The organism is Micromonospora sagamiensis (genome assembly GCF_014680085.1).
Lineage (GTDB): Bacteria > Actinomycetota > Actinomycetes > Mycobacteriales > Micromonosporaceae > Micromonospora > Micromonospora inyonensis.
The window spans coordinates 6,740,479-6,764,785 of the sequence record NZ_AP023438.1 but is presented as its reverse complement, the minus strand read 5'-3'; the positions used below and the strand labels follow the sequence as shown (position 1 = coordinate 6,764,785).

Sequence of the window (24,307 nt, the reverse complement as noted above, 5' to 3'; positions counted from 1 at the left end):
GGCCCTTCCTCACACGCCGGCACCGCACGCCGGCACCGCACCGTGCACCCCACCCCCGCACCCCACCCCCGCACCGTCCCCACCCCCGGAGAGAGGTGTCCCCCCACCATGTCCAGACTCCGTACCAGACTGGTCGCGGCGCTCGCCGCGCTCGGCCTGGCCGTCACCGCGGCGCCGGTCCTGTCGGCCACACCGGCCGCCGCGGCCGGCGGCCCCAACCTCGCCGCCGGCCGGCCCGTCGCGGTCAGCAGCACCAACGGCTCGTTCGTGGCGGGCAACCTGACCGACGGCAACCAGGGCACCTACTGGGAGAGCAGTGGCGCCCTCCCGCAGTGGGCCCAGGTCGACCTGGGCGCCAGCGTCGACGTCGACCAGGTCCGGCTCAAGCTCCCGGCGGGCTGGGAGGACCGCACCCAGACGCTGTCGGTGCAGGGCAGCCCGGACGGCGGCGGCTTCAGCACCATCGTCGCCTCGGCCGGTCGGGCGTTCGGCCCGGCCAACGCCAACACCGTCACCATCAACTTCCCGGCCACCACCACCCGGTACGTCCGCGTCGCCATCACCGCCAACACCGGCTGGCCCGCCGCGCAGCTCGCCGAGCTGGAGGTGTACGGCGTCTCCACTTCCTCGACCAACCTCGCGCTCGGCCGGGCGATGACCGCCAGCGGCCACTCCGACGTGTACGGCGCGACCAACGCCAACGACGGCAACCAGGCCACCTACTGGGAGAGCCCGAACAACGCGTGGCCGCAGTGGCTGCGGGTCGACCTGGGCAGCGCCGTCGGCGTCAACCGGGTGGTGCTCAAGGTGCCCGGCGGCTGGGAGACCCGGACCCAGACGCTGACCGTGCAGGGCAGCACCGACGGGTCGGTGTTCGCCACGATCGTCGCCTCGGCCGGGTACGCCTTCAACCCGGCCGGTGGCAACACCGTGACGATCACCTTCGGTGCCACCACCACCCGGTACGTCCGGCTGCTCTTCACCGGGAACACCGCCTGGCCGGCGGGTCAGATCTCCGAACTGGAGGTCTACGGCCCGACGACCGGCGACACGGTCGCGCCGAGCGCGCCGGGCAACCTCGCCTACACCCAGCCGGCCCCGGGCCAGATCCGGTTGACCTGGAACGCGTCGACGGACAACGTCGGGGTCACCGGCTACGACGTGTACGCCAACGGCGTGCTGCGCACCAGCGTGAGCGGCACGACGCTGACCTACACCGACACCCAGCCGACCAGCGCCACGGTCTCCTACCACGTCCGGGCGAAGGACGCCGCCGGCAACCAGTCGGCCAACAGCAACACCGTCACCCGCACCGGCGACACCGGGGACACGGTCGCGCCGAGCGCGCCGACGAACCTGGCGTACACCCGGCCGGCCCCCGGTCAGATCCGGTTGACCTGGAGCGCGTCGACGGACAACGTCGGGGTCACCGGCTACGACGTGTACGCCAACGGTGCGCTGCGGGCCAGCGTCGGCGGCTCGACGCTGACCTACACCGACAGCCAGCCGGACTCGGCGACGGTGTCCTACCACGTCCGGGCGAAGGACGCGGCGGGCAACGTCTCGGCCACCAGCAACACCGTCACCCGGCCCGGGGACACCTCGGGCGGCGGCAGCAACCTGGCCGCCGGCAAGCCGGCCACCGCATCGTCGGTGGTACACACGTTCCAGGCGGCCAACGCCGTCGACAACGACGTGACGACCTACTGGGAGGGCGCGCCCGGGGCGTACCCGAGCACGCTGACCGTGGCCCTCGGGGCGAACGCCAGCATCAGCTCGGTCGTGGTCAAGCTCAACCCGGACCCGGCGTGGGGGCCGCGTACCCAGACCTTCCAGGTGCTCGGTCGGGAGCAGTCGGAGTCGGGGTTCACCACCCTGGTCGGCTCGGCGACGTACTCGTTCAGCCCGACCGGCAGCAACACGGTGACCATCCCGGTCAGCGCCACCGCCGCCGACGTGCGGCTCCAGTTCACCGCGAACTCCGGCTCGTCCAATGGGCAGGTCGCCGAGTTCCAGGTTATCGGCAACCCGGCCCCGAACCCGGACCTGACGATCACCGGCCTGACCGCCGCGCCGTCCGCGCCGGTCGAGACCGACACGATCACCCTGTCGGCCACCGTCCGCAACGCCGGCACCGCCGCCTCCGGTGCCACCGCCGTGGGCCTCTACCTGGGTACGACGAAGGTCGGCACCGCCACCGTCGGCGCGCTCGCCGCCGGGGCGTCGACCACCGTCTCGGCCGCCATCGGCGCCCGCAACGCCGGCACCTACCAGCTCATCGCCAAGGTCGACGAGGCCAACACGGTCATCGAGCAGAACGAGGCGAACAACAGCTTCACCAGCCCGACGGCGCTGACGGTGCGTCCGGTCGACAGCTCGGACCTGGTGGCCTCGGCGGTGACCTGGTCGCCGGGCACGCCGAGCGCGGGCAGCACGGTCAGCTTCGCGGTGACCATCCGTAACCAGGGCACCATCGCCTCGGCCAGCGGCGCGCACGGCGTCACGCTCACCGTGCTCAACGACGCCGGCACCGTGGTCCGGACGCTGACCGGCTCGTACAGCGGCACCATCGCCGCCGGGGCGACCGCCGGCCCGCTGAACCTGGGCACCTGGACGGCGGTCAACGGCCGGTACACCGTCCGGGTGGTACTCGCCGACGACGCCAACGAACTGCCGGTCAAGCGGCAGAACAACACCAGCGACCGGTCGCTGTACGTGGGGCGCGGCGCGAACCTGCCGTACGACATGTACGAGGCCGAGGAGGGCTCGGTCGGCGGCGGGGCTCAGGTGATCGGGCCGAACCGGACCATCGGCGACCTTGCCGGTGAGGCGTCCGGCCGGCGTGCGGTCACCCTGAACACCACCGGCGCGTACGTCGAGTGGACCACCAAGGCCCCGACGAACACCCTGGTCACCCGGTTCTCCATTCCGGACGCCGCCGGGGGCGGGGGGATCAACTCGACGCTGAACATCTACGTCAACGGGACCCTGCACAAGCCGATCAACCTCACCTCGAAGCACATCTGGCTCTACGGCGCGGAAGCCGGCCCCGGCAACTCGCCCAGCGCGGGCGGCCCCCGGCACATCTACGACGAGGCCAACGTGATGTTGAACTCGACGATCCCGGCGGGCAGCCGGATCCGGCTCCAGAAGGACCCGGCCAACAGCACCACGTACGCGATCGACTTCGTGAACCTGGAACTGGTCGCCCCCCGGGCCAACCCGGACCCGGCCCGGTACCGGGTGCCGAACGGGTTCGGCCACGCCGACGTGCAGGCCGCCCTGGACGCGGTCCGGATGGACACCACCGGCACCCTGGTCGGGGTGTACCTGCCCGCCGGCACGTACGAGACCGCGCAGAAGTTCCAGGTGTACGGCAAGGCGGTGCAGGTGGTCGGCGCGGGTATGTGGTACACCCGCTTCCAGACCCCGCAGAGCCAGGAGAACACCGACGCCGGTTTCCGGGTGGAGTCCTCGGCCAGCGGGTCGACCTTCGCGCACCTGGCGTTCTTCGGCAACTACACCAACCGGATCGACGGTCCGGGCAAGGTGTGGGGCGAGTTGAAGGACGTCGACAACCTGACGCTGGACAGCGTCTGGGTGGAGCACACCGTGTGCGCGTACTGGGGGGTCAGCGTCAGCGGGTTGCAGATCCGCAACAGCCGGTTCCGCAACACGTTCGCCGACGCGGTCAACATGACCAACGGCAGCACCAACAACCTGGTCACCAACTCCGAGGGCCGGTCCAACGGGGACGACGCGTTCGCGCTGTTCTCGGCGATCGACCAGGGCGGCGGGACGGCCAACCACGGCAACGTGTTCGAGAACCTGACCGCCACGCTGACCTGGCGGGCGGCCGGGGTGGCGGTGTACGGCGGCTACGACAACGTGTTCCGCAACCTCTACATCGCGGACATGCTGACGTACTCCGGCATCACCATCAGCTCGCTGGACTTCGGCTACCCGTTCATCGGGTTCGGGGCGAGCCCACCGACGCGGTTCGAGAACATCTCGCTGATCCGGGCCGGTGGCCACTTCTGGGGCTCGCAGACCTTCCCGGCGATCTGGGTGTTCTCCGCCTCGAAGGAGTTCCGGGGCATCCGGGTCACCGACGTCGACATCGTCGATCCGACGTACTCGGGCATCATGTTCCAGACCAAGTACAACGGTGGTCAGCCGGAGAACCCGGTCACCGACACGATCTTCACCAACGTGTCGATCTCCGGGGCGCGCAGGAGCGGTGACGCCTTCGACGCGAAGTCCGGCTTCGGCATCTGGGTCAACGAGATGCCCGAGCCCAACCAGGGGCCGGCGGTCGGCTCGGCCACCTTCGTCAACCTGCGGCTGAGCGACAACCACCAGGACATCAGGAACACCACCTCCACGTTCACCATCAACCGGAGCTGACGAGGAACGCGCCGCCCCGGGGAGCCACGTCTTCCCGGGGCGGCGCCGTCGTGGTCCGGTCAGGCGGGCCGGAGCCGGCCGCTGGCCACCAGTTCCATGGTGACGACCACGGCGACGGCCTCCACCGCCAGCAGGCCGATCAGGACGAACAGTTGCGTGACGCCGGCGGTGAGCGGATCGGCGCCGCCGAGCAGGACACCGACGAACGCTCCCGGCAGGGTCACCAGCCCCACCGTGCGGGTCTGGTCCAGCGCCGGGACCAGCGCCTGCCCGGCGGCCGGACGGCAGACCAGCAGCACGGCGTCCCGGGGGAGCAGACCCAGCGCGAGCCCGGCCTCCACCTCGCCCCGGCGGCTCGTCAGCTCGTCCAGGGCGCGGCGGCCGGCCAGGGAGGTGGCGGTCATCGCCCCGCCGATCAGGATGCCGGCCACCGGGACGACCGCGATGCCGCGTGGTGGGAGCAGACCGGCCGCGAGCAGCGCCACCACCACCGGCAGGCTTCCGACCCCGACGGGTACGGCGGCCCACCAGCCCCGCCCGGTGCCGGTGATCCGACGGCCGGAGGTCGCCGCCGCCACCACCCACATGAGCAGGACGAAGCCGGCGGTGGCCGCGACGGACTCGACGATGACGACGATGAGCAGGGACACGGCCGTGAGCTGGACCGCGGCCCGGACCGCGGCCACCACGATCTGCCGGCCGTGTCCGAGCCGGCCGAGCGTGACCACGACCGCCGCGAGGGCGGTCAGCGCCACCAGCGCGACCGCCAGCCTCGGCCCGGTCACCAGCATCGTGGACGTCATGTGGTCATGCCTACTCGACACCGGCCCCGGCGTGGATACCCAGGTGGATCAAGTTAGGTTACCCTCGCCTAACTATCGCGACCGGGAGGACGAGTGGAACACGTACGGGACCGATCGGCGTCGGGCCGCCTGGGCACGCTCACGGCGCTCTACGTCACCCAGTACCTGGGCATCGGTTTCATCACCGTCGGCCTGACCGCGATCCTCCGCGACGGCGGCACGTCACTGGACACCCTGGCGCTGCTGAACGTCGTCGGTCTGATCTGGCCGGTCAAGTTCCTCTGGGCCCCGATCCTCGACCGGTACGGCTCCCGCCGCCACGGCCACTACCGGTCCTGGCTGCTGGTGCTCCAGGGCGGCCTGGTGCTGGCCCTGCTGGCCCTGCTGCCGTTCACCCGTCCCGCCGAGCGGCTCGGTCCGGTCGTCGCGATCTGCGCGGCGTACGTGCTGCTCTCCGCCACTCAGGACGTCGCCGCCGACGCGGTCGCCGTCCGGCTGCTCTCCGCGCGCACCCGGGGCACGGGCAACGGGATCCAGGTCGCCGCGAGCTACCTGGGCAACCTCCTCGGCGGCGGGGCCTGCGTGATCGTCTACGACCGCTTCGGCTGGGTTCCGGCGATCCTGCTGCTGGCCGCGCTGACCGCCGTCGGCCTGCTGGTGGTGTGGCGGTTCCGTGAACCACCCCGCACCGACCGGGTGGCCCGCACCGGCCAGGCGTACCGGGCGCTGCTGTCGACGTTCGGTCAACCCGGCTGCCGGTGGTGGACATTCGTCGTGGTGCCGCTGGTCTACGTGGGTGCCGGAGCGGCGTACGCGCTGGTCACGCCGGCTCTGGTCGACGCCGGCTGGACCCTGGAGCGGGTCGGCCTGGTGACCGGGGTGGTGATCAGCGTGCCGGCGATCCTGGCCGGTCTGCTGGCCGGATCCGGCATCGGCCGGTTCGGCCGCAGTGGCGTGCTCGTCGTCGGGGGAGCGGCGCTGACCGTCTCCACCGTCCTGCTGCTGCCGCTGCTGAACGGTCACGCCCCCCTGGCGGGCACGGTCGTCGCGCTGGGCTGCTTCATGGCCGCGTACACCGTCCTCAACGTGGTGCTCTACACGGTGAACATGGACTATTCCCGGCCGGAGACCGGCGGCACCGACTTCACCGTGCTGTCGTCGTTCGGGTTGATCTGCTCGTTCGTCGCCGCCTCGATCGGCCTGGCCGCGGCCGACCGGGTCGGCTACCCGGCGGTCGCGGTCGCCTCCGTGGCGCTGGTCGCGGCCGGGGTCGTCGCCGGGGTCCGGCACCAGCGGCGGTTCCACGGCCGGATCCGGCCCGACACCGTCCCCGACGGCGCCCCGGCGGTGGCCGTCCCGGGCGAGGGGAGGACCGTGGTGGCGTGAGCCACTCCGGCCCCGGCCGTGGCGCCGGGTAGGCTGATCCCACTGGAGGGCGCCGTGGTGGGCAAGACGGTGAGGGCCGGAACGGCCGCCGAACGAATGCGAACCCTGCTGGCCGGGACGGAATCGCTGACCCTGCGGACCCCCGACCACCGCGCCGAGCTCGCCGGCCGGCACACCGTCGACCCCGCCGGCCGGCTCCGCCTGACGTTACCCGCCGACAGTCGGGTCGCCCGGCACCTCCTCGCCGCCGGCGAGGTGGCCGCGCAGGTCGAGGTCACCGGCCTGGCCCCGGTGCCGATGCGCGACCGGGTGCGGTCCCGCGCGACGCTGTCCGGCTGGCTGACCGCGGCGGACCCCGGCGGTGTCGACGTGAGCGCCCGCCTCGACCTGGTCACCGCCGAGCTGGTCGACGCCGACGGCGACGCTCCGGTCGCCCCGGAGGATCTCGCCGCCGCGCGGCCCGATCCGCTCGCCGCCGACGAGGCGGACCTGCTGCGGCGCCTCGGTGACGACGGCCAGCAGACCGTGCGGACCCTGGCCCAGCTGGTTCCGGGGCCCCTGCGGCGGGAGGCGCGACGCATCCATCCGCTCCGGTTGGACCGGTGCGGGCTCGTTCTCCGGCTGGAGTCCGCGACCGGCCACCGCGACGTCCGGTTGCCCTTCACCAGGTCGCTGCGCGGCCCGGACCAGGTGCCAGCGGAGATCGCCCGACTGCTGGCCCGCTGCGCACCCCGGTGACCACGCCGGTCGGCCGTCGACGGTTCCACGAACCCGTCCGGCGCACACATGTCGAATGGCTCGGAGTCTGCGCGGGGCGTCTCCCTGTCGGTGGCCTCCGATAACGTCCGCCGGGTGTCGGTGACCAAACTGATCGCCCGGTTGGCCCAAGCGGATCCGTCGCGCCGGGGCGCGGCGGTGGAGGCGCTGGTCGAGGCCGGCGGCGCGGCGGTGCCGCCCCTGGTCGCCGTGCTGCTCGACGAGGGCTCCCCGGTCGACTGGTCCGCAGCCGGGGTGGTCCTGCGGCGCATCGGTGAGCCCGCCTTCGCCCCGCTGGTCGAGGCGATCGCCACCGCCCCGGACCGGGAGACCCGCCGCCGCTGCGGCTGGGCCTTCGTCGGCTTCGGCCCGGACCTGGTCGGTCACTACGCCGGGGCGCTCGCCCACCCCAGCCCGCACGTGCGGGCACAGGCGGCGCTCGGCATCCAGTACCGCAGGAAGGACGGGCTGCCCGCCCTGCCGGCTCTGCTGCCGTTGCTCGCCGACCCGGTCGAGGAGGTGCGCCAGCGGGCGCTCTGGGCGCTCGCGGAACTCGGCACCGGGGCGCTGCCCGCCCTGCAGAAGATCCGTGCCGAGGGGCCCGGACGGCTGCGGGCCGGCGCGCTGACCGCGATCGCCGACGTCGCCGGGGAACGGGCGTTCACTCCCGCCGACCGGGCCGCCGTGGAACGGCTCGTCCGGGTGAAGCTGGCCGGCGAGCGGCCGGAGACGATCACCGGTTGCGAGCCGTGCGGGCCCTGGCTGGCACTGCCCACCGGCGACCAGGCCGCGGTCCTCGCCGCGTTGGACCTCTCCGATCCCCGTCCGGCCACCCTGCGGCTCGGGTTCGCCGCCGTCGCCTCCGACAGCCACGGCGGCGCCGGTGGGCCGCAACGCCACGGGCGGGTCTTCGTGACACCCCGGCTGGACGGCTGGACCCTGGTCCTCGGCGCGTGGTACGCGCGTTGGGGCCCGGCCTCGCGCGAGGTCGACGCCGGTCGGGAGCTGAGCGGACGCTTCGGCACCGCCCGGTCATTCTGGTACGACGCCCAGACCGGCTCGTCGTCCTGGCTGCTCTGCGACCGGGGAGAGGTCGTGCGCCGGTACGACGAGGAACAGCCGCGGCGCAGTGTCGGTGACCGCCTCCCTGTCGAGCAGGGGCGGCTGCTGCCGCACGAGGGACCGGACATCCCCGAGGCGGAACTCGACGCCTGGGATCCCTACGCGCCGGACTCCGGCCAGCGCTGGCAGGAGCTGTGCCGGCGGTACGACGTACCGGAAACCTGCGACGCGCTGACCGTCGCGGCGGCGACCTCCGTCTCCCCGGCGGACCTGGGTCCGCACACCGAGCTGCGGGGGCACGGCGGGCTGGCGCTCACCCGGCACGGCCGCCGGTTCGGGGTGCCGCGCGGCGCGCTGCCGGTCTGACCTGCCACCCCGGCGGCGTCGGACCGGCCCGCCAGCTGTCGGCCACCACGGCCGGCGACCGACCGGGCGGGCCCGATCGGCGTCCCCGCGTGGTCGGGCCCGCGCGTCATCACGGTCGCCCCGCACGACTAGGGTCGGCAGGGCGACCATGGTGTGGAGGCAGACGTGACCCAGGAAGAGGACGGCCCCCGGGAGCCGGCGGCCGTCACCCCGACGGCGGAGCCGGCACCGGTCCGGCCACCGGAGCGCGGTCCCCGGGTACGGGCCGCGATCCGCCGCGTGGCGATCGTCGCGGCGCAACTGCTCGTCATCGCCGCCGCGATCGTCGGGCTCGGCTACCTGCTGGGCCGGCTCTGGGTCGTGCTCTTCCCGGTGGTGCTCGGCCTGCTCCTCACCACGGTGCTCTGGCCGGCCGTGCGGTTCCTCCGTGCGCACCGTTGGCCGGCGGCCCTGGCTGCGGCGACGGTCCTGCTGGCCTTCCTCGCCCTGCTGGTGACCATCGGTGTCCTCGTGGTGCCGCCGGTGGTCGGTCAGGTCGGTGAACTCACCGAGCAGGCGACAGCCGGGCTCGAACAGGTCCGCCAGTGGCTCACCGGCCCTCCGCTCAACCTCGGTGAGGACCAGATCGGCGAGACGATCGACAACGTCTTCGCCGCCCTGCAGTCCAACGCGCAGAACATCGCCGGTTACGTGCTGACCTGGGCCACCTCGGTCGGGTCCGGGATCGTCAACGCCGTGCTCGCCCTCGTCCTGTGTTTCTTCTTCCTCAAGGACGGCCCCCGCTGGGTGCCGTGGCTGGCGGCACAGACCGGCCCGCGTGCCGGCGTGCACGTGACGCAGCTGTCCGAGCGGAGCTGGCGGACGCTGTCGGAGTTCATCCGGCAGCAGGCCCTGGTCGGTTTCATCGACGCCTTCTTCATCGGCATCGGCCTGTGGTTCCTCGGGGTTCCCCTCGTGCTGCCGCTGGCGGTGCTGACCTTCTTCGCCGCCTTCATCCCCATCATCGGGGCGTTCGTCGCCGGGGCGTTCGCGGTCCTGGTCGCGCTGGTCGACCGGGGCCCGACCACCGCGTTGATCGTTCTCGGCATCGTCCTGGTGGTGCAGCAGTTGGAGGGCAACGTCCTGCAGCCGCTGATCCAGGGACGTGGGCTGAGCCTGCACCCGGCGGTGGTCATCCTCGCCGTCGCCGCCGGCAGCAGCCTCGCCGGGATCACCGGCGCCTTCCTGGCGGTGCCGGTCGCCGCGATCGTGGCGGTGGCCTACCGGTACGCCCGTGACCACCTCGACAACCACCGCCCGGAGGACGCGCCGGCCGCCACCGTGCCGGACGAGTGACGGGCGCCCGCCGGGACGCGGGGTCGCTGTCGGCGGGGGCCTGCCGGGCGTCAGCGGTGGCTCGGGTCGCTCGGGCGACCCTCGACGGGACGGTCGGTGCCGACTGCCCGTAGGTGCTGCAACACCTGGGCCCACGAGCGCCACAGGGTCGTCTCGTGGTAGGGGACGTCATGCTGGGCGCAGAAGCGCCGGACGAGCGGGCGGACGTGGCGCAGGTTGGGGCGGGGCATGCTGGGGAAGAGGTGGTGCTCGATCTGGTAGTTCAGGCCACCGAGCAGCGTGTCGACGCCCCAGCCGCCGCGCACGTTGCGGGACGTGAGGACCTGCCGCCGCAGGTAGTCGAGGCGGTCGTCGGCGGTGAGGATCGGCATGCCCTTGTGGTTCGGCGCGAAGGAACTGCCGAGGTAGAGCCCGAACAGGCCCTGGTTGACGAGGACGAACGCGACGGCCTGGGCCGGGCTCAGGACGGTCACCACGGCACCGAGGTATCCGCCGAGGTGGACGGCGAGTAGCGCGATCTCGGTGGGACGTCGCGGGACACGTCCCCGTCCGAGGACGGCCTTGACGCTGTTGACGTGCAGGTGGAGGCCCTCCAACAGCAGCAGCGGAAAGAACAGCAGGGCCTGGTGCCGGACGACCAGTGCGCCGAGCCCTCGCTGGCCCCGCGTCTGGCTCCGGGTGAAGGCGAGCGGTGGCACGACGATGTCGGGGTCCCGGCCCTCGGTGTTCGGGTGGGCGTGGTGGCGGTTGTGCTTCTGCACCCACCAGCCGTAGCTGAGGCCGATCAGGAGGTTGCCGTGGATCAGGCCGGCCAGGTCGTTGGCGCGGTGGGTGCGGAAGATCTGTCGGTGACCCGCGTCGTGGCCGACGAACCCGGCCTGGGCGAAGATCACCGCGAGGGCCGCCGCGACGCCCATCTGCCACCAGGACTCGCCGAGCCAGCCGAACAACGCCCACGCCCCGGCATAGGACGCGGCGAGGAGGCCGATGACCGCCGCGTAGTAGCCGCGTCGCCGGTCGAGCAGACCGGCCCGACGGACCAGGCGGGACAGGTCGGCGTACTCGCTGCCGCCGTGCCGTTCGGTATCCAGGGTCGCGTCACTCATGATCACCGCTCCACCAGTGCCCCGGCCGGGTCTTCCCGATGTCCGTCCGGGTACGGACGATGTTCGTCGTCATCGCCCGCTTCTCCCGGACGGCCCGCCGCGCGGACCCGGCATGGGCGCGGACGCTGTCGAGAGTCGTCGTCCCGGTCGCGACCGTCGCGCGGGACATTCCCGGCTCAGCCGGTGGTCGCCACCCAGGACGCGGTTTCGCTGCCCCGACCCACCGCAGCGCCGGCCAGCGCTGATCCCTCCGTGCCCCGACCGGGGACCAGCCGATCCCCGACGGCGGGGGGATTTCCGGCAGAGGCGTCCGCTTCCGTGCGGCGGCGCGCCGCCCGCACCACGGCCACCATGGTCACCACCGCTGCCAGCGATATCGTCGCCGCCTGCACCAGCGGCCCTCTCCTGCTACGTCGACGCCTGATCACCGTTCGCTCCTCGTACCGTCGTGGTCGTCCTGCCTCCATGGTGGGGAGTGCGGCCGGGCGACGCGGGCCGTTCGGCGCATTCGACCCGTCCGGGGGAATCCGGGCCCGGGCGGGTGGCCGACCGGACGGAGGCCCGGAGCATCGTGCTCCGGGCCTCGGACCTGCGTGGGGTGTGGCTAGCAGCGCGGCACGTTCGGGATGTAGCCGTCGTGCCCGGTGTACAGGTAGGCGTCGGAGACGTAGCGGTTGGTGCCGATCCGGTGCCAGATGCTGGAGGTGCCGTAGGGGCCGGTGACGCTGGTGCCGGTGGCCTGGCAGTAGATGCTCACAGTGGTGCCGCCGGTCAGGGTACCGACGATGGAGTGACCGGTGCCGGGCCCGGAGCGCACGTTCAGCACGGCGGTGCCGCTGTCCACGGTGCCGGAGCCGATTCCGGTGACGCCGTTGACCAGCTGCATGTAGTAGGTCCAGTTCCAGTGCGGGCCGGGGTCGGTGTGGGTGGCCCCGGGGACCTCCTTGTGGGCGATGATGTTGCTGCGGGTCTTGGGGATGCCGTACTTGTTGGCGAGGTTGCGGGTGAGCGCGGCGGACGCCCGGTACATGGCGTCGGTGAACCAGGCCGGGTTGTCGACGTAGCCCTCGTGCTCGATGCCGATCGACTGCGTGTTGTAGGTCCAGTTGCCGGCGTGCCAGGCGATGTCCTTCTCCCGGACGGACTGGGTGACCGCGCCGTCGGAGGAGCGGAACGTGTAGTGCGCGCTGACCTTGGACGCCGGGTTCTGGAACCAGTTGATGGCGCTGGTGTACGAGCCCTGCGTCACGTGGATGACGACGTGGGTGATGGGCTGGCCGGTGGGCCGGGTGGCCACGGTGTAGTTGCTCGTGCTGGCCGGGACCCAGGCAGCCGGCCCGTAGTCGGTGCTCAGGATCGAGGTGTCCGTCCCGGCGTCCGCCGACGGCGCGGGCACGGCCGCGTGCGCGGCCGGGGCGGCGCCGACGACGGCGCTCTGCAGGACGACCAGGGCCAGGGATATGCTCGCCCAACGCCGGAGTCGCATCGGTTCTCCCATCGAAGTGAATCAATGAATCTCGATGGGGTGACGATAGGGCCAGCGGTCGAAGCTTGTCTACACGTTCTTCGTCCGGCGTGAAGGAATTTCCCGTCGCTGGTCCCGGTGGGCGTCCTGCGGTGGCCCGGTCGGGTGTCTCGAACCCGCCGCCCGGCGGTCGACGTGGGCGGCGGGCCGTCCGACCTTTGCCGGAATGGCAACGATGTTTGCGATCCGGGCGGGTGCCGCGCATGGTTGCCGCAGAGGTGCCGGTGAACCACGGAGGGAGCGTCATGCCTGCGGACTTCGACGGGGAGTACTGGGACCGGCACTACGGCGGCGGCGCCGCGCACCGCGTCCGGCAGCCCACCGTGCACCTGGTGACCGAGGTGGGGGACCTCGCGCCCGGCACGGCACTGGACGCCGGGTGCGGCGAGGGGACCGACGCCGTCTGGCTGGCCTCCCGCGGTTGGCGGGTGACGGCCGTGGACCTCGCCGCCACCGCGCTCGAACGCGCGCGGGAACACGCCGCGAGCGTCGGCGCCGACGTCGCGGACCGGATCGACTGGGTGCGGGCCGACCTGACCACGTGGACGCCTCCGGGAAAGGGATTCGACCTGGTGTGCGCGCACTACGTGCACTCGACGGCACCGAGCGGGACACTGCTGCGCCGGCTGGCGGCGTCGGTCGCCCCGGACGGCACGCTGCTGGTCGTCGGCCACCACCCGTCGGACCCGCATCCCGGACAGCCGGCGAGGGCGGCCGAGGCGCACGTCACCGCCGAGGAGATGGCCGCCAGCCTCGACGCCGGGTGGGACGTTCTCGTCGCCGGGACCCGCACCCGGCCGGCCGGCGGGCCGGGTGGGCACGGGAGCACCGCCCGCGACGCGGTCCTCAGGGCCCGTCGGCGTCGCTGACCCACCCGGAGCGGGCGGTGCCGGGCGGTCACCTGCCGTCACCGTCGTCGAGGAACTCCTCGACCATCGGGACCAGCCACTCCGCGCGGCCATCAGCAGCGCGTCGGCGGCGTCGGTCTGCGCCCCGGCGAAGGCGGCGGCCTCGTCGTCGAAGTACGGCATGGTCCACGCCGGGTCCTCGACGACGCCGTCGAGGGTGATGTAGGTCGAGTTGATGATCCTGCGCATCGGGTGGCTCTCCTGGTTTCGCGGTCTCGCTGACACCAGGAACCGTGCCAGGGCCCGCTTACGGTTCCCTTCAGATGCGCCTGCGGTGGCCTTCCGCCGGGCTGAGCGGCGAGGCGCGAACCCGCGTCAGCCGGCTCGGCCGTGGGCTCAGTCGGCGATGGTGACCTCGACCGGACCCACCCGTAGCGTGCCGTCGGTCAGCGGGGTGCAGCGGACGCCGCCCCGGCGACGCAACGCCTTCCAGGCCCCCGGGCCGATGGTGGCGTCCATCCACGCGCACGGGTGCGCGGCGCGGTTGACCCGGAGCCGCACCGGTCCCTGGCCCGCGTCGAGGACCAGCACGGACCCGACCAGCTCGTCCACGGCGAGGCCGGCGGTGAGGATGTTGCGTCGCGCCTGCACCAGGTCGGCGCCGGGCGGCAGGGACTCCCGCGCGATCAGGGTGACGCTCGCGTCGCGGTGCGCGGGCCGGCCGAAGTAGCGGTCGCCGACGATGCCGAGCCCGGCCCGGATTCGGACCTCCTCGACGATCTCGTCGGGCGCGGCCGGCGCCGGGCCGTCGGCCGGCCGACCCAGGTAGCGGTGCAGGGGTGAGGCCAGCAGTTGGACGATCTCGGGCACGGCGGCGATTCTACGAGCCCCGGCGCGTGGGACCGCCGACGCGGACCCACCGGTGCGCGGGCTCCAGCGGCAACGATAGTCGAAAGTTTCGGGGATCGTCTGAGCTGTGCCGATCCGGCTCTGCGTCGCCGTGTTCTGGTGTGGAGGGCTGCCCGCCCTGCTGGGGGCGGGGAATCGGCCGGTCGTCCGGTCTCGGATCAGGGGAGGGCGGCGGCGAAGGCTCTTCCTGCGCCGTTGAGGTTTCGAGGCTGTTTCGATACTGTGCGGATACAGGAACTTCGATCAACCCATGGTGGTCGAGCAGCCGAACCGGTCGACGTGGCTTCCGGGCGACCACGCCGACGCCGAGCCGGCCGCCATGGTGGGGCAGTGGTCGACGCGTCCTTCCCATCCGTGCAGCTCAGCGAAAGGCAGCTGTCATGAAAGACCTGTTCGCCCGCGACAGCGGGCGTCCGGTGGCCGGACCACGGCCCCGTACGGCGTGGTTGTCGGCCGCGGCCGGAGTCGCCCTCGTCGCCACCACGGTGGTCGTGGCGTCCTCCAGTGCCAGTGCCGGGACCACCCTGGCCACGGCGGCCGGTGAGACGGGCCGCTACTTCGGCACCGCGGTAGCCGCGAACAAGCTCTCCGACTCCACCTACGTCGGCATCCTCAACCGGGAGTTCAACTCGGTCACCCCGGAGAACGAGATGAAGTGGGACGCGATCGAGCCGTCGCAGGGCCAGTTCACCTTCGCCAACGCCGACCGGATCGTCAACCACGCCCGGGCCAACGGGATGATGGTGCGCGGTCACGCCCTGGCCTGGCACTCCCAGCAGCCCGGCTGGGCGCAGAACATGGGTGGGACCGCGTTGCGGTCGGCGATGGTCAACCACATCACCCAGGTGGCCAGCTACTACCGGGGCAAGATCCACTCCTGGGACGTGGTGAACGAGGCGTTCGCCGACGGCGGCACCGGAGCCCGCCGCGACTCCAACCTCCAGCGGACCGGCAACGACTGGATCGAGGTGGCGTTCCGGACCGCGCGGGCCGCCGACCCGACCGCCAAGCTCTGCTACAACGACTACAACACCGACGACTGGACCCACGCCAAGACCCAGGCCGTGTACAACCTGGTCCGGGACTTCAAGGCCCGGGGCGTCCCGATCGACTGCGTGGGTTTCCAGTCCCACTTCAACAGCCAGTCGCCGGTGCCGGCCAACTACCAGACGACGCTGTCGAGCTTCGCCGCGCTCGGCGTCGACGTGCAGATCACCGAGCTGGACATCGAGGGCTCGGGGCAGACCCAGGCCGACAACTTCGCCCGGGTGGTGCGGGCCTGCCTGGCCGTGGCCCGCTGCACCGGCATCACCGTCTGGGGCATCCGGGACACCGACTCCTGGCGGGCCAGCGGCACCCCGCTGCTGTTCGACGGCAACGGCAACAAGAAGGCGGCGTACACCGCCACCCTGAACGCCCTCAACGAAGGCGGCACCACCCCGCCCACCACCCCGCCGCCGACCACGCCCCCGCCGACCACCCCGCCGCCCGTCGGGGCCTGCTCCGCCACGGTGTCGATGAACTCCTGGACCGGTGGGTTCGTGGCCACGGTCCGGGTGACCGCCGGTGTGGTCGGCCTCAACGGCTGGACCGTCGGCCTCACCCTGCCGGCCGGTAGCACGGTCACCAACGTCTGGAGCGCGCGGAGCAGCGGCAGCACCGGTGCGTTGACCTTCCGCAACGTCGACTACAACGGCCAGCTGCTCCCTGGCGCCAGCACCGAGTTCGGGTTCCAGGGCACCGGTGTCGGTCCGAGCGGCACCCCCACCTGCACGGTGGGCTGACCCGGCGCGTTTCCCTTGCCGGCAGCGGCGGGGCACCAGTTCCGGTGCCCCGCCGCTGCCATCGTGCTCAGCCGGTGGCGCAGGGGGTGCCGTTGAGGGCGAACGAGGTCGGTGCGCCGGTGTTCCCGGTGTGGGTGGCCTGGAAGCCGAGGGTGACCGAGGCGTTCGGGGCGATCGTGGCGTTGTAGGCGACGTTGCGGGCGGTGACCGTCCCGCTCGACGGCGCGTACGTGGCGTTCCATCCGCTCGTCACGGTCTGCCCGGCGGGCAGCGGGAAGGTCAGCTGCCAGCCGTCGACCGGGGTGCCGCCGGTGTTGGTGATGGTGACCGACGCGGTCAGACCGGTGTTCCAGGCGCTGACCGTGTAACCGATCCGGCAGGTGCCCGGCCCGGGCGGGGGAGTGCTCGGTGGCGGGGTCGTCGGCGGTGCGCTCGTGGGTGGGACGGTGGTGTCGATGCCGAAGAAGCGAATCGCCTCCGCGGCGTCGACCGGCAGGCTGTGCGACACGCCCTGCATGCTGATCGCCTCGACCGGTGCGGTCGGGCCGGACCCGCCGTAGCGGGTGCGGGTGTAGCCGGGCTGCGGGGTGTCGGTGTACGTGGGCGTCTGGCTCAGCCCGTGCAGGTTGGTCCACTGCTTGATCTGTTCGGCGAAGTTGGGGTACCGCAGGGTCTCGTCGTTCGTGCCGTGCCAGGTCTGCATCCTCGGCCGTGGTCCGGTGTATCCGGGGTGGGCGTTGCGGACCAGGTCCCCCCACTGCTGGGGTGTCCGGATGACCTGGCCGTTGGCGCACTGGCTGTTCCACTCCGACCCGTCGGTCGTGGCGAAGCATCCGAAGGGGACACCGGAGAAGGCCGCACCGGCGCTGAACACGTCGGGGTAGAGGCCGAGCAGGACGTTGGTCATCATCGCCCCGGACGAGATGCCGGTGGCGAAGATCCGGGCCGGGTCGACGTCGTACCGCTGCCGGACGTGGTCGACCATCGATTTGATGCCCACCGGGTCGCTGCCGCCGTCGCGGCGCAGCGCCTGGGGCGACGACACGTCGAAGCACTTGCTGCTGCGGGTCACCGACGGGTAGACCACGATGTAGCCGTACCGGTCGGCCAGGGCGGCGTACTGGGTGCCGGAGTGCATCGCCGGTCCGCTGCCGGTGCAGTAGTGGACCGCGACCACCAGCGCGGGCCGGGGCGCGACGCGGTCCGGGACGTACAGGTACATGCGCAGGTTGCTCGGGTTGGGGCCGAAGGCGGTCACCTCGGTCAGCGTCGCGGCGGACGCGGGCGCGGGGACCGTCACGGCGGCCACCACGGTGATCGCGGCAGCCACCAGGGCGGCCCCCAGCAACTTGATTCTCGCCGTCATGGGCGGGTTCCTCCTGAGCATCACGTGGGGCAGGGAGGTTCCGATCGGGTACTGCCCGGTGCCCGATCACGTCCGGCTCAGGAACATTTGTCAGTATGGATGGCTTCCGGTGCGGCGGGCAAGCGGTGCGGACGCGGGCGGTGGCATTGACAGTCTTTCCGGAGCCCGGCTACGGTGCGCGAGGAAAGCGCTTTCACCAACGGTTCGCCACCTCCCACCCGTCCCGGAGGTCCCGCCCATGTCCCGTTACCGCCGACGGTCCCTGCTCGCCGTCGCCGCCGCCGTGACCACCGCGCTGATCGCCCTGAGTCCGTTCGGCGGCGCGCAGGTGGCGCACGCTGGCACCCTGTTCAGCGACGACTTCTCCGACCGCGACACCGCCGGCTGGTCGAGGTCCGGTGGCACCTGGTCGGTCGTCGACGACGACAGCCCCGCGTTGCACCAGGCCAGGGCCGACACGGACGACGCCCGCCTCTTCGCCGGCAGCTCGTCCTGGGTCGACTACGCCGTGCAGGCCCGGGTCAAACCGCTCACCCTGCCGACCAACGGCGCGGTGGCCCTGCTCGCCCGGGCCTCCGGTTCGACCACCTACTACCGGCTCGCCCTGCTCCCCGGGGACCAGGTCCGGCTGGAGGCGGTCCGCAGCGGCGCGGTGACCGTCCTCGGTTCGCTGTCCCGCCCGGTCGTGGCCGGCACCTGGCACACCCTGCGGATCGAGGTCACCGGGTCGACGGTGCGCGGTCACGTCGACGGCACCCTGGTGGCCGCCGGCACCGGCACGATCGCCGCCGGGCGGATCGGCGTGCAGACCCGCTACGCCACCGCCCGGTACGACGACGTGACGGTGACCAGCGGCACCGCCACCCCGACCCCCACGCCCTCGGTCACCGCCACCGTGACGCCGACGCTCTCCCCGAGCCCCACCCCGACCGGCACCCCGCCGGCCGGGCGGTCCTCGGTGGTGGCCCAGGACGGTAGCGGGGACTTCACCAGCGTGCAGGCGGCGGTGAACGCCGTTCCCGTCGGCAACGCCAGCCGCCACACCATCACCATCCGGCCCGGCAACTACCGGGAGGTGGTCACCATCCCGGCCGACCGGCCGTACGTCTCGTTCGTCGGCGCGACCGGCGATCCCCGGGACGTCGTGATCCACTACGACAACGCCTCCGGCACGCCGAAGCCGGGCGGCGGCACCTACGGCACCTCGGGCAGTGCCTCGGTGACCATCGACGGCAGTGACTTCACCGCCCGGCACCTCACCTTCGCCAACACCTTCGACGAGGCGGCCCACGACCTCAGCGCCGAGCAGGCGGTCGCCGTGCTCACCCGGGCCGACCGGCTGGTCTTCGACAACGTCCGGTTCCTCGGCAACCAGGACACGCTCTACCACAACAGCGCGAACACCGGCACGATCGGCCGGGCGTACTTCCGGAACTGCTACGTCGAGGGCGACGTCGACTTCATCTTCGGACGGGGCACCGGTGTCTTCGACCGCTGCGAGATCCGGTCGCTCAGCCGGGGCTCGTCCAGCAACAACGGGTACGTCACCGCGCCGTCCACGATGATCGACAACCCGTACGGCTTCCTCTTCGTGAACTCCACGTTGACCACCGACTCGGCCGGGCCGCAGAGCGTGCACCTGGGCCGGCCGTGGCACCCCGGCGGTGATGTCAACGCGATCGGCCAGGTGGTGTTCCGCGACAGCGTCCTGGGCGCGCACATCAAGGGCTCCCCGTGGACCGACATGTCCGGCTTCTCCTGGCGGGACGCCCGGTTCTTCGAGTACCGCAACACCGGGCCGGGGTCGACGGTCACCCCGGACCGTCCACAGTTGACCGACGCGCAGGCGGCCGATCACACCCCGCAGCGGTACCTGGCCGGCCCGGACGGCTGGAACCCGATCTCCTGACCCACACCGTCGGGGCGCGGACGGGCGGCCGGTGTGCCGCCGCCCGCGCCCCGACGGTCGGCCGTCGACGCCGCGTCCCTACCGGTCGAGCGCCTCGGCCAGCCGTCGCGCCTCCCGGACCAGCCGGCTCGACCCGCCCCGGCCGGCGACCTCGGCCAACCCCGGCACCTCGATCCGTACGCCGGTGCGGGCGGCCGTCTCCGCCGCCAGGGTCAGCAGGTCCGGCGTGCCCCGGGGCGCGGTGGGCGCGGCGAGCAGGGCCGGCAGGGCGGCCGCGAGCAGCCGCCACGTGCTCAGTGGGGCACCTGCGGCGGCCGCGTCCCGCAACGGGGCCACCGCCCGGGTGGGCAGCACGCCGCCGTCGGCGATCACCGCGCCGAGGTGCCCGCCGACGGCCGGCGCGTCCAGGGTGCCGGCGGCGGCGCGCAGCAGGAGCGCGTCGAGGGTGGCGATCCGGTCGGCCTCGTGCCGGGCACCCAGCCCGTACGCCAGCGCCAGGTCGAGGGCGGGGCCGCCCTCGCCGCCACTCTCGGCGAGCATCGGCAGGACCGCCGTGGCGTCGCGGACGTCCTGGTCGGCGGCACTGGCGACCTCCGGCAGCGCGTGCGCCGCCACCACACCCGGATGCCAGGGCAGCACCGACGCCCAGAGCACCGCACGGTCGCCCTGGTGGGTCCCGACCGGCGAAGGCGGCACGGTGAGCAGCCCCCACCGGTCGTGGTATCCCTCCGGTGGGGTGAGCCGCACCTGCCGCCGCCGCTCCGGCAGCCGGTCGTACTCCCAATCGGCCGACCAGCGCGCGGCGGGCTTGCGGCGCTCCCGCCGGGACACGGTGAGCACCTCCGGCACCGGACGGGGCAGGCCGCCGTCGCGCAGCCAGGTGGCGAGTCGGTCCCCGGCCGGGCTGCGCAGCGCCGCCGCCTTCGCGGCGAGCGGCGCGTCGGCCCCGGGCGGCAGCCGTAGCAGCGCCTGGGTGAGGTCCCACCGCCACGGGCCGTCCGCGCCGAGGCGGGCGATCCGCTCGTAGAGGGCCACCGGGTCGACCGTCCCGGTGGCCGAGGTCGGGGTGGCGAGCAGTTCCGGGTAGCCGGGCTGGCCGACCCGGCTGCCGACCTCGGCGAGGCGGGCCCGTAGCAGCCGGTGGAGGGCGGGCACCCGGGTCGGTGCGGAGGGCCGGTGGTCCGGCTCGGGGGTCGGACCCACCGCCGCCATCAGCGCGTGCCACCGGCCGCGCCGGTCCTCGGCCCGGGTGGGGTCGGCCGCCGTCCGCAGCACCCCGCCGAGCAGGTCGCAGAGGCAGCACGGGTCCCACTGATGGTCGTACAGGATGTGCCGGTGCCGGTCCAGTACCGGGACGAGCGCCCGGTTCAGGGCGGGCCGGTCGGTGCCGGCGAGCCGGACCAGCCCGTCGAGTACCCGGTCCAGCGGCAGTGCCCGCAGCTGGCCGTCGAGCAGGGCGCCGACCTCCTCGGCCAGTTCGTCCGGGTCGGTGATCGGCGGCGGGGCGGGCAGCGGTGCGGGCGGGGGCGGCAGGTCGTCCCCGACGACGGTGACCACCGCCGGTGCGGGAGCGTGCCCGTGCCGGGCGGTGAGCGCGCCGGCCCGGTCCCGGACGCCGGCCGCCGGGTGGTCGAGCGCCACGGTGAGCACCTCGGCGATCCCGGCGGCCCGGTCGGGCAGCCGGCGGGCGAGCTGGTCCAGCCAGCTCAGCTGGGCCTTCACCAGGGCCTTGTCCGGCCGGGCCAGCACCGCCCGGGACGCGTCGAGCACCTCCTCCACCTCGACGCCGTCGGCCTGCCGCAGTGCCTTCTGCGCCATCGTCGCCACCGGCGTCGGGGCGTCGGCGAGCAGTCGCAGGTAGCCGGCGGCGCGGTCGACGACCTCGTCGGGGGTGGGGGCGAGTAGGTCGTGCAGGGCGACGAAGGCCCGCAGCGACGCCGGACGGTCGTCGCGCAGCAGCCGGCTGAGGCACCCGTCCAGCAGGACCGTCCGGTCCAGCCGGCCGGAGCCGGCCAGTTCGGCCAGCGCCCGGGGCAGGGCCATCCTCTCCCGGGTCCGGAGGTCGTCGAACGCCATCGTCACGCCGATGCCGTCGATCTCGAAGAGCCGGGGCAGCAGGGCGTCGAGGAACGGATCGATGGCCAGCCGCTCCGGCAGCCCGACGCCCCGCCACCGCTCCGGTAGCCAGCCCAGCTGACGGACCCAGCCCGTCACGAAGGTGTCCCCGGTCGGCGGCGCGGCCCGCTCGGCGGTGAGCAGGCCGGCGACGAACTCCCACCCGTCGTCCGGGTCGGTGCGGGGCAGCTTGGCGGCCAACCGGTGGGCGAGGTCGGCGAGCCAGGTCACGCCCCGCTGCCGGGCCACCGCGACCACCGAATCGGCGTGCGCCGCACGTAGCGACACCGCACGCCGGCCGAGCAGTTGGGCGACCTGGGCGGCGCTGGGCAGGCAGCCGACCGCCGCCACCGCCAGCGCGGTCGCCCTCGCCGCCCACCACAACGGGCGTTCCTCCTCGCGGACGTGGGTCAGCAGCGCCTTCGCCATGTCCCGGCGCTGCTCGTCGCTGAGTCCGCGGACGGCTGTCGTGGCGGCCCGGACGTCTCCGGTGGTCAGGTAGTCGAAGCGTCCGTCGGTCACGCCGGCACCTCCACCATGGAGACGGCGAGCGCGTGCTTGCACGGCCCCCGCTCGCCCCGGTGCCGGCTCCACCAGCGGCAGGTGCAGGCGTACCCGCCCTCGGGACGGCGGCGGACCCGGTAGACCTCGGTGCCGTGACGGACCGTGGCGACGTCCCCGTCCCGGCCGACCGCGCCGGCCTCCACCAGGGCCCGCGCGCCGACCAGGCGGGGATTGTCGCGCTCGGCCCGACCGGCGTCGTACGGCAGCACCCGGTGGAAGTACGCCTGCTCGGCCACGTCGTACCCGACCCGGCCGGCGGTGCCCAGCTGCACCAGGGCCGCCCGGACCCGCTCGTCGGTCAGGCCCGCCTGCCCCGCCAGTGTCGGTACGTCGATCGTCGGATCCCAGGACAGCAGCGCGCTGACCAGCGCGGCGTCGTCCGTGACGTCGTCGGAGGCGAGGGACGCCAGCACACCGCCCTCCCCGGAGAAGCCCCGGTACGGCTCGGGGGAGAGGGTCAGCGACAGCCGCATCCCGCCGGTGTCCAGTTCCCAGACGCTGGCCGCCGGGGCCGAACCGGCGGTCACCGCCGGCCCGTACACCCGCAGGGTCCGCGCGAAGCGCAGCAGCCCGCGCAGCGCGGCCAGCCGGCCGGCCCCGGCCAGGCAGACCGCCCCCGGGCCGGGCCGGGACGTCAGCCGCAGCGACCGGCCCGCCGGCACCGCCCAGAGCACCGACCGGTCACCGGCCGGCGGAAGCCGACGCAGGAACGCGGCGGCCTCGGTCGCCGGGATCTCGGCGCGCCGGGCCATCTCCGCCGCCAGCACGTGGACCTCGGCGAAGCCGCGCAGCCAGCGGGCCGGCAGCGGCACCTTCCTCTCCACCACCGGACCGTCCAGCGTGGAGACGGTGAGGTCGTCCGGGCCGACCGACAGGTGCAGGGGGTCGAGACCACCGACCCGGGCCAGCGCCTCCCGCAGCGGCGCGTTCACGTCCACGTTGGTGGTGCCGTGTTCGACGACGTCGCCGTCGAAGCCGGCGGGCGAGACGTCGAGGCGCGCGTACACCCCGCAGCAGCCGGAGAACGACTCGAACCGCAGCCGGTCCCGACTGCCGGTGACCACCGGGTCCAGGCTCGCCGGGTTGACCGGCTGGTGGTAGCGGGTCCGGGCGACCTCGGCGACCGCCAGCAGCCCGGCCGCCCCGGCCCGGGGCGCGGTCAGGAAGCCGGTGAAGAACCGGGGGTTGGCCGAGGGGCCGCCGCTGGTCTGCAACGCCAGGTCACCGTCGCGCAGCGCGGACGGTCGGAGATAGCGGTACGTCTGAAGCGCGTTCACGGTGGCAGACCGTAGCGGGGACCACCGACACGCGAGCACCGCTCGACCGGCCCGTCCCCGGTCACGCCGGCCGGCCGGGTCCCGTGGCCGGTTGCTGTCGGTGGTCGCCGGTACGGTGCCCGCCATGACGACTGTCGACTGGTCCGATGTCCCGTCCCGCCTCGCCCGGCTGGCCGCCGACCCGCGCGCCGGGGAGGTCTTCGGCGCCGGCAGTCACGGGTTCGTCCTCGAACCGCCGCTGGCCGTCGCGGAGCTGGCCGAGCTGGAGGCGCAGCTGCGGGTCGAACTGCCGGCCGAGTACCGGTCGTTCCTGCTGGCGGTGGGCCGGGGTGGTGCCGGCCCGGCGTACGGGCTCTTCCCGCTCCGCCGGGTCGACGAGCGGTGGCGGTGGGAGGGCGACGGCGCCGACCTGACCGACCTGGACACCCTCGACCAGCCGTTCGGCCACATCGAGGCGTTCAACCCGGCCGACGGCCTTCCCCCGCAGCCGGAGGAGGACGACTTCGACTCGCCCGAGGCGCTCGAGGCCGCCGAGGACGCCTACCAGGAGTTGTACGACTCGGTGGTCTACGACGATGCGCACTCCGTCGGTCTGCTCTACCTCTGTCACCTGGGGTGTGCCCTGCGGGAGGCGCTGGTGGTCAGCGGGCCGGCGCGCGGGCAGATGTGGGCCGACGACAGCGCGGACGGGGGCGGGTTCCGGCCGTTGCACGACGCCGACGGCACTCCGCTCGGCTTCGCCCGCTGGTACCGGCGCTGGCTGGAGAGGACGGTGCCGCCCCGCTGAGG

At 73.3% G+C, this 24,307-nt stretch carries 17 protein-coding genes; 9 read left to right on the top strand and 8 right to left on the bottom strand.

The genetic code is table 11. The annotated features are described in order from the left end of the window. Positions 1–108 precede the first annotated feature (108 nt). Positions 109–4,407, top strand: coding sequence for a discoidin domain-containing protein (locus IGA62_RS28835; RefSeq protein WP_145817542.1), 4,299 nt, complete (start codon positions 109–111; stop codon positions 4,405–4,407). Between the two features lie 59 nt (positions 4,408–4,466). Here IGA62_RS28835 and IGA62_RS28830 read toward each other — a convergent pair whose 3' ends face one another. Then, positions 4,467–5,210 (bottom strand): ABC transporter permease, encoded by a 744-nt coding sequence (locus tag IGA62_RS28830; RefSeq protein WP_145817544.1) that lies wholly within the window; start codon positions 5,208–5,210, stop codon positions 4,467–4,469. Between the two features lie 93 nt (positions 5,211–5,303). Here IGA62_RS28830 and IGA62_RS28825 point away from each other — a divergent pair, with 93 nt between their 5' ends. The 4 genes from IGA62_RS28825 to IGA62_RS28810 all read left to right on the top strand — a co-directional run bounded on the left by IGA62_RS28825 (position 5,304) and on the right by IGA62_RS28810 (position 10,115). Next, complete coding sequence (locus IGA62_RS28825; protein WP_145817546.1) at positions 5,304–6,596, top strand: MFS transporter; 1,293 nt, start codon at positions 5,304–5,306, stop codon at positions 6,594–6,596. Between the two features lie 96 nt (positions 6,597–6,692). Further along, positions 6,693–7,334, top strand: coding sequence for a DUF2470 domain-containing protein (locus IGA62_RS28820; RefSeq protein WP_145821939.1), 642 nt, complete (start codon positions 6,693–6,695; stop codon positions 7,332–7,334). Between the two features lie 120 nt (positions 7,335–7,454). Further along, positions 7,455–8,780, top strand: a complete 1,326-nt coding sequence (locus IGA62_RS28815; protein ID WP_232624812.1) for a HEAT repeat domain-containing protein — start codon at positions 7,455–7,457, stop codon at positions 8,778–8,780. A gap of 165 nt (positions 8,781–8,945) precedes the next feature. Continuing rightward, positions 8,946–10,115: an AI-2E family transporter gene (locus IGA62_RS28810; protein WP_145817550.1), complete on the top strand. Its 1,170-nt coding sequence runs from the start codon at positions 8,946–8,948 to the stop codon at positions 10,113–10,115. Positions 10,116–10,165: 50 nt separating this feature from the next. On the opposite strand, the gene IGA62_RS28805 is transcribed toward IGA62_RS28810, so the two are convergent. The 3 genes from IGA62_RS28805 to IGA62_RS30440 form a co-directional block, all read right to left on the bottom strand. Continuing rightward, positions 10,166–11,221 (bottom strand): fatty acid desaturase family protein, encoded by a 1,056-nt coding sequence (locus tag IGA62_RS28805; RefSeq protein WP_145817551.1) that lies wholly within the window; start codon positions 11,219–11,221, stop codon positions 10,166–10,168. After that, the gene (locus IGA62_RS28800) at positions 11,214–11,390 is read right to left on the bottom strand and encodes a hypothetical protein (protein ID WP_186499821.1); all 177 of its coding nucleotides are present in this window, start codon (positions 11,388–11,390) and stop codon (positions 11,214–11,216) included. The genes IGA62_RS28805 and IGA62_RS28800 overlap by 8 nt, the downstream gene beginning before the upstream one ends. Positions 11,391–11,825: 435 nt before the next feature. Next, positions 11,826–12,707 carry a peptidoglycan recognition protein family protein gene (locus IGA62_RS30440; protein ID WP_232624811.1) on the bottom strand — a complete coding sequence of 294 codons (882 nt, stop codon included), beginning with the start codon at positions 12,705–12,707 and terminating at the stop codon, positions 11,826–11,828. Between the two features lie 284 nt (positions 12,708–12,991). Here IGA62_RS30440 and IGA62_RS28790 point away from each other — a divergent pair, with 284 nt between their 5' ends. Then, positions 12,992–13,615, top strand: coding sequence for a class I SAM-dependent methyltransferase (locus IGA62_RS28790; protein ID WP_145817556.1), 624 nt, complete (start codon positions 12,992–12,994; stop codon positions 13,613–13,615). Between the two features lie 375 nt (positions 13,616–13,990). Here the strand turns inward: IGA62_RS28790 and IGA62_RS28785 are convergent, their stop codons facing one another. Further along, on the bottom strand, positions 13,991–14,464 hold the full coding sequence (locus IGA62_RS28785; RefSeq protein ID WP_145817558.1) for a molybdenum cofactor biosysynthesis protein: 474 nt from the start codon (positions 14,462–14,464) through the stop codon (positions 13,991–13,993). 419 nt (positions 14,465–14,883) lie between these two features. Here IGA62_RS28785 and IGA62_RS28780 point away from each other — a divergent pair, with 419 nt between their 5' ends. Then, complete coding sequence (locus IGA62_RS28780; protein WP_145817560.1) at positions 14,884–16,287, top strand: endo-1,4-beta-xylanase; 1,404 nt, start codon at positions 14,884–14,886, stop codon at positions 16,285–16,287. Positions 16,288–16,354: 67 nt separating this feature from the next. Here the strand turns inward: IGA62_RS28780 and IGA62_RS28775 are convergent, their stop codons facing one another. Next, positions 16,355–17,653, bottom strand: a complete 1,299-nt coding sequence (locus tag IGA62_RS28775; protein WP_145817562.1) for an extracellular catalytic domain type 1 short-chain-length polyhydroxyalkanoate depolymerase — start codon at positions 17,651–17,653, stop codon at positions 16,355–16,357. Positions 17,654–17,891: 238 nt separating this feature from the next. On the opposite strand from IGA62_RS28775, the gene IGA62_RS29765 reads away from it, so the two are divergent. Beyond that, on the top strand, positions 17,892–19,562 hold the full coding sequence (locus IGA62_RS29765; protein ID WP_198501146.1) for a pectinesterase family protein: 1,671 nt from the start codon (positions 17,892–17,894) through the stop codon (positions 19,560–19,562). 78 nt (positions 19,563–19,640) lie between these two features. Here IGA62_RS29765 and IGA62_RS30700 read toward each other — a convergent pair whose 3' ends face one another. Both IGA62_RS30700 and IGA62_RS28760 read right to left on the bottom strand, forming a co-directional pair. Continuing rightward, positions 19,641–22,199, bottom strand: coding sequence for a DUF6493 family protein (locus tag IGA62_RS30700; RefSeq protein ID WP_269780472.1), 2,559 nt, complete (start codon positions 22,197–22,199; stop codon positions 19,641–19,643). Then, positions 22,196–23,518, bottom strand: coding sequence for an SWIM zinc finger family protein (locus IGA62_RS28760; protein ID WP_190289229.1), 1,323 nt, complete (start codon positions 23,516–23,518; stop codon positions 22,196–22,198). The genes IGA62_RS30700 and IGA62_RS28760 overlap by 4 nt, the downstream gene beginning before the upstream one ends. A 124-nt stretch (positions 23,519–23,642) precedes the next feature. Here IGA62_RS28760 and IGA62_RS28755 point away from each other — a divergent pair, with 124 nt between their 5' ends. Further along, positions 23,643–24,305: an SMI1/KNR4 family protein gene (locus IGA62_RS28755; protein ID WP_145817564.1), complete on the top strand. Its 663-nt coding sequence runs from the start codon at positions 23,643–23,645 to the stop codon at positions 24,303–24,305. The last annotated feature ends 2 nt before the right edge of the window (positions 24,306–24,307 follow it).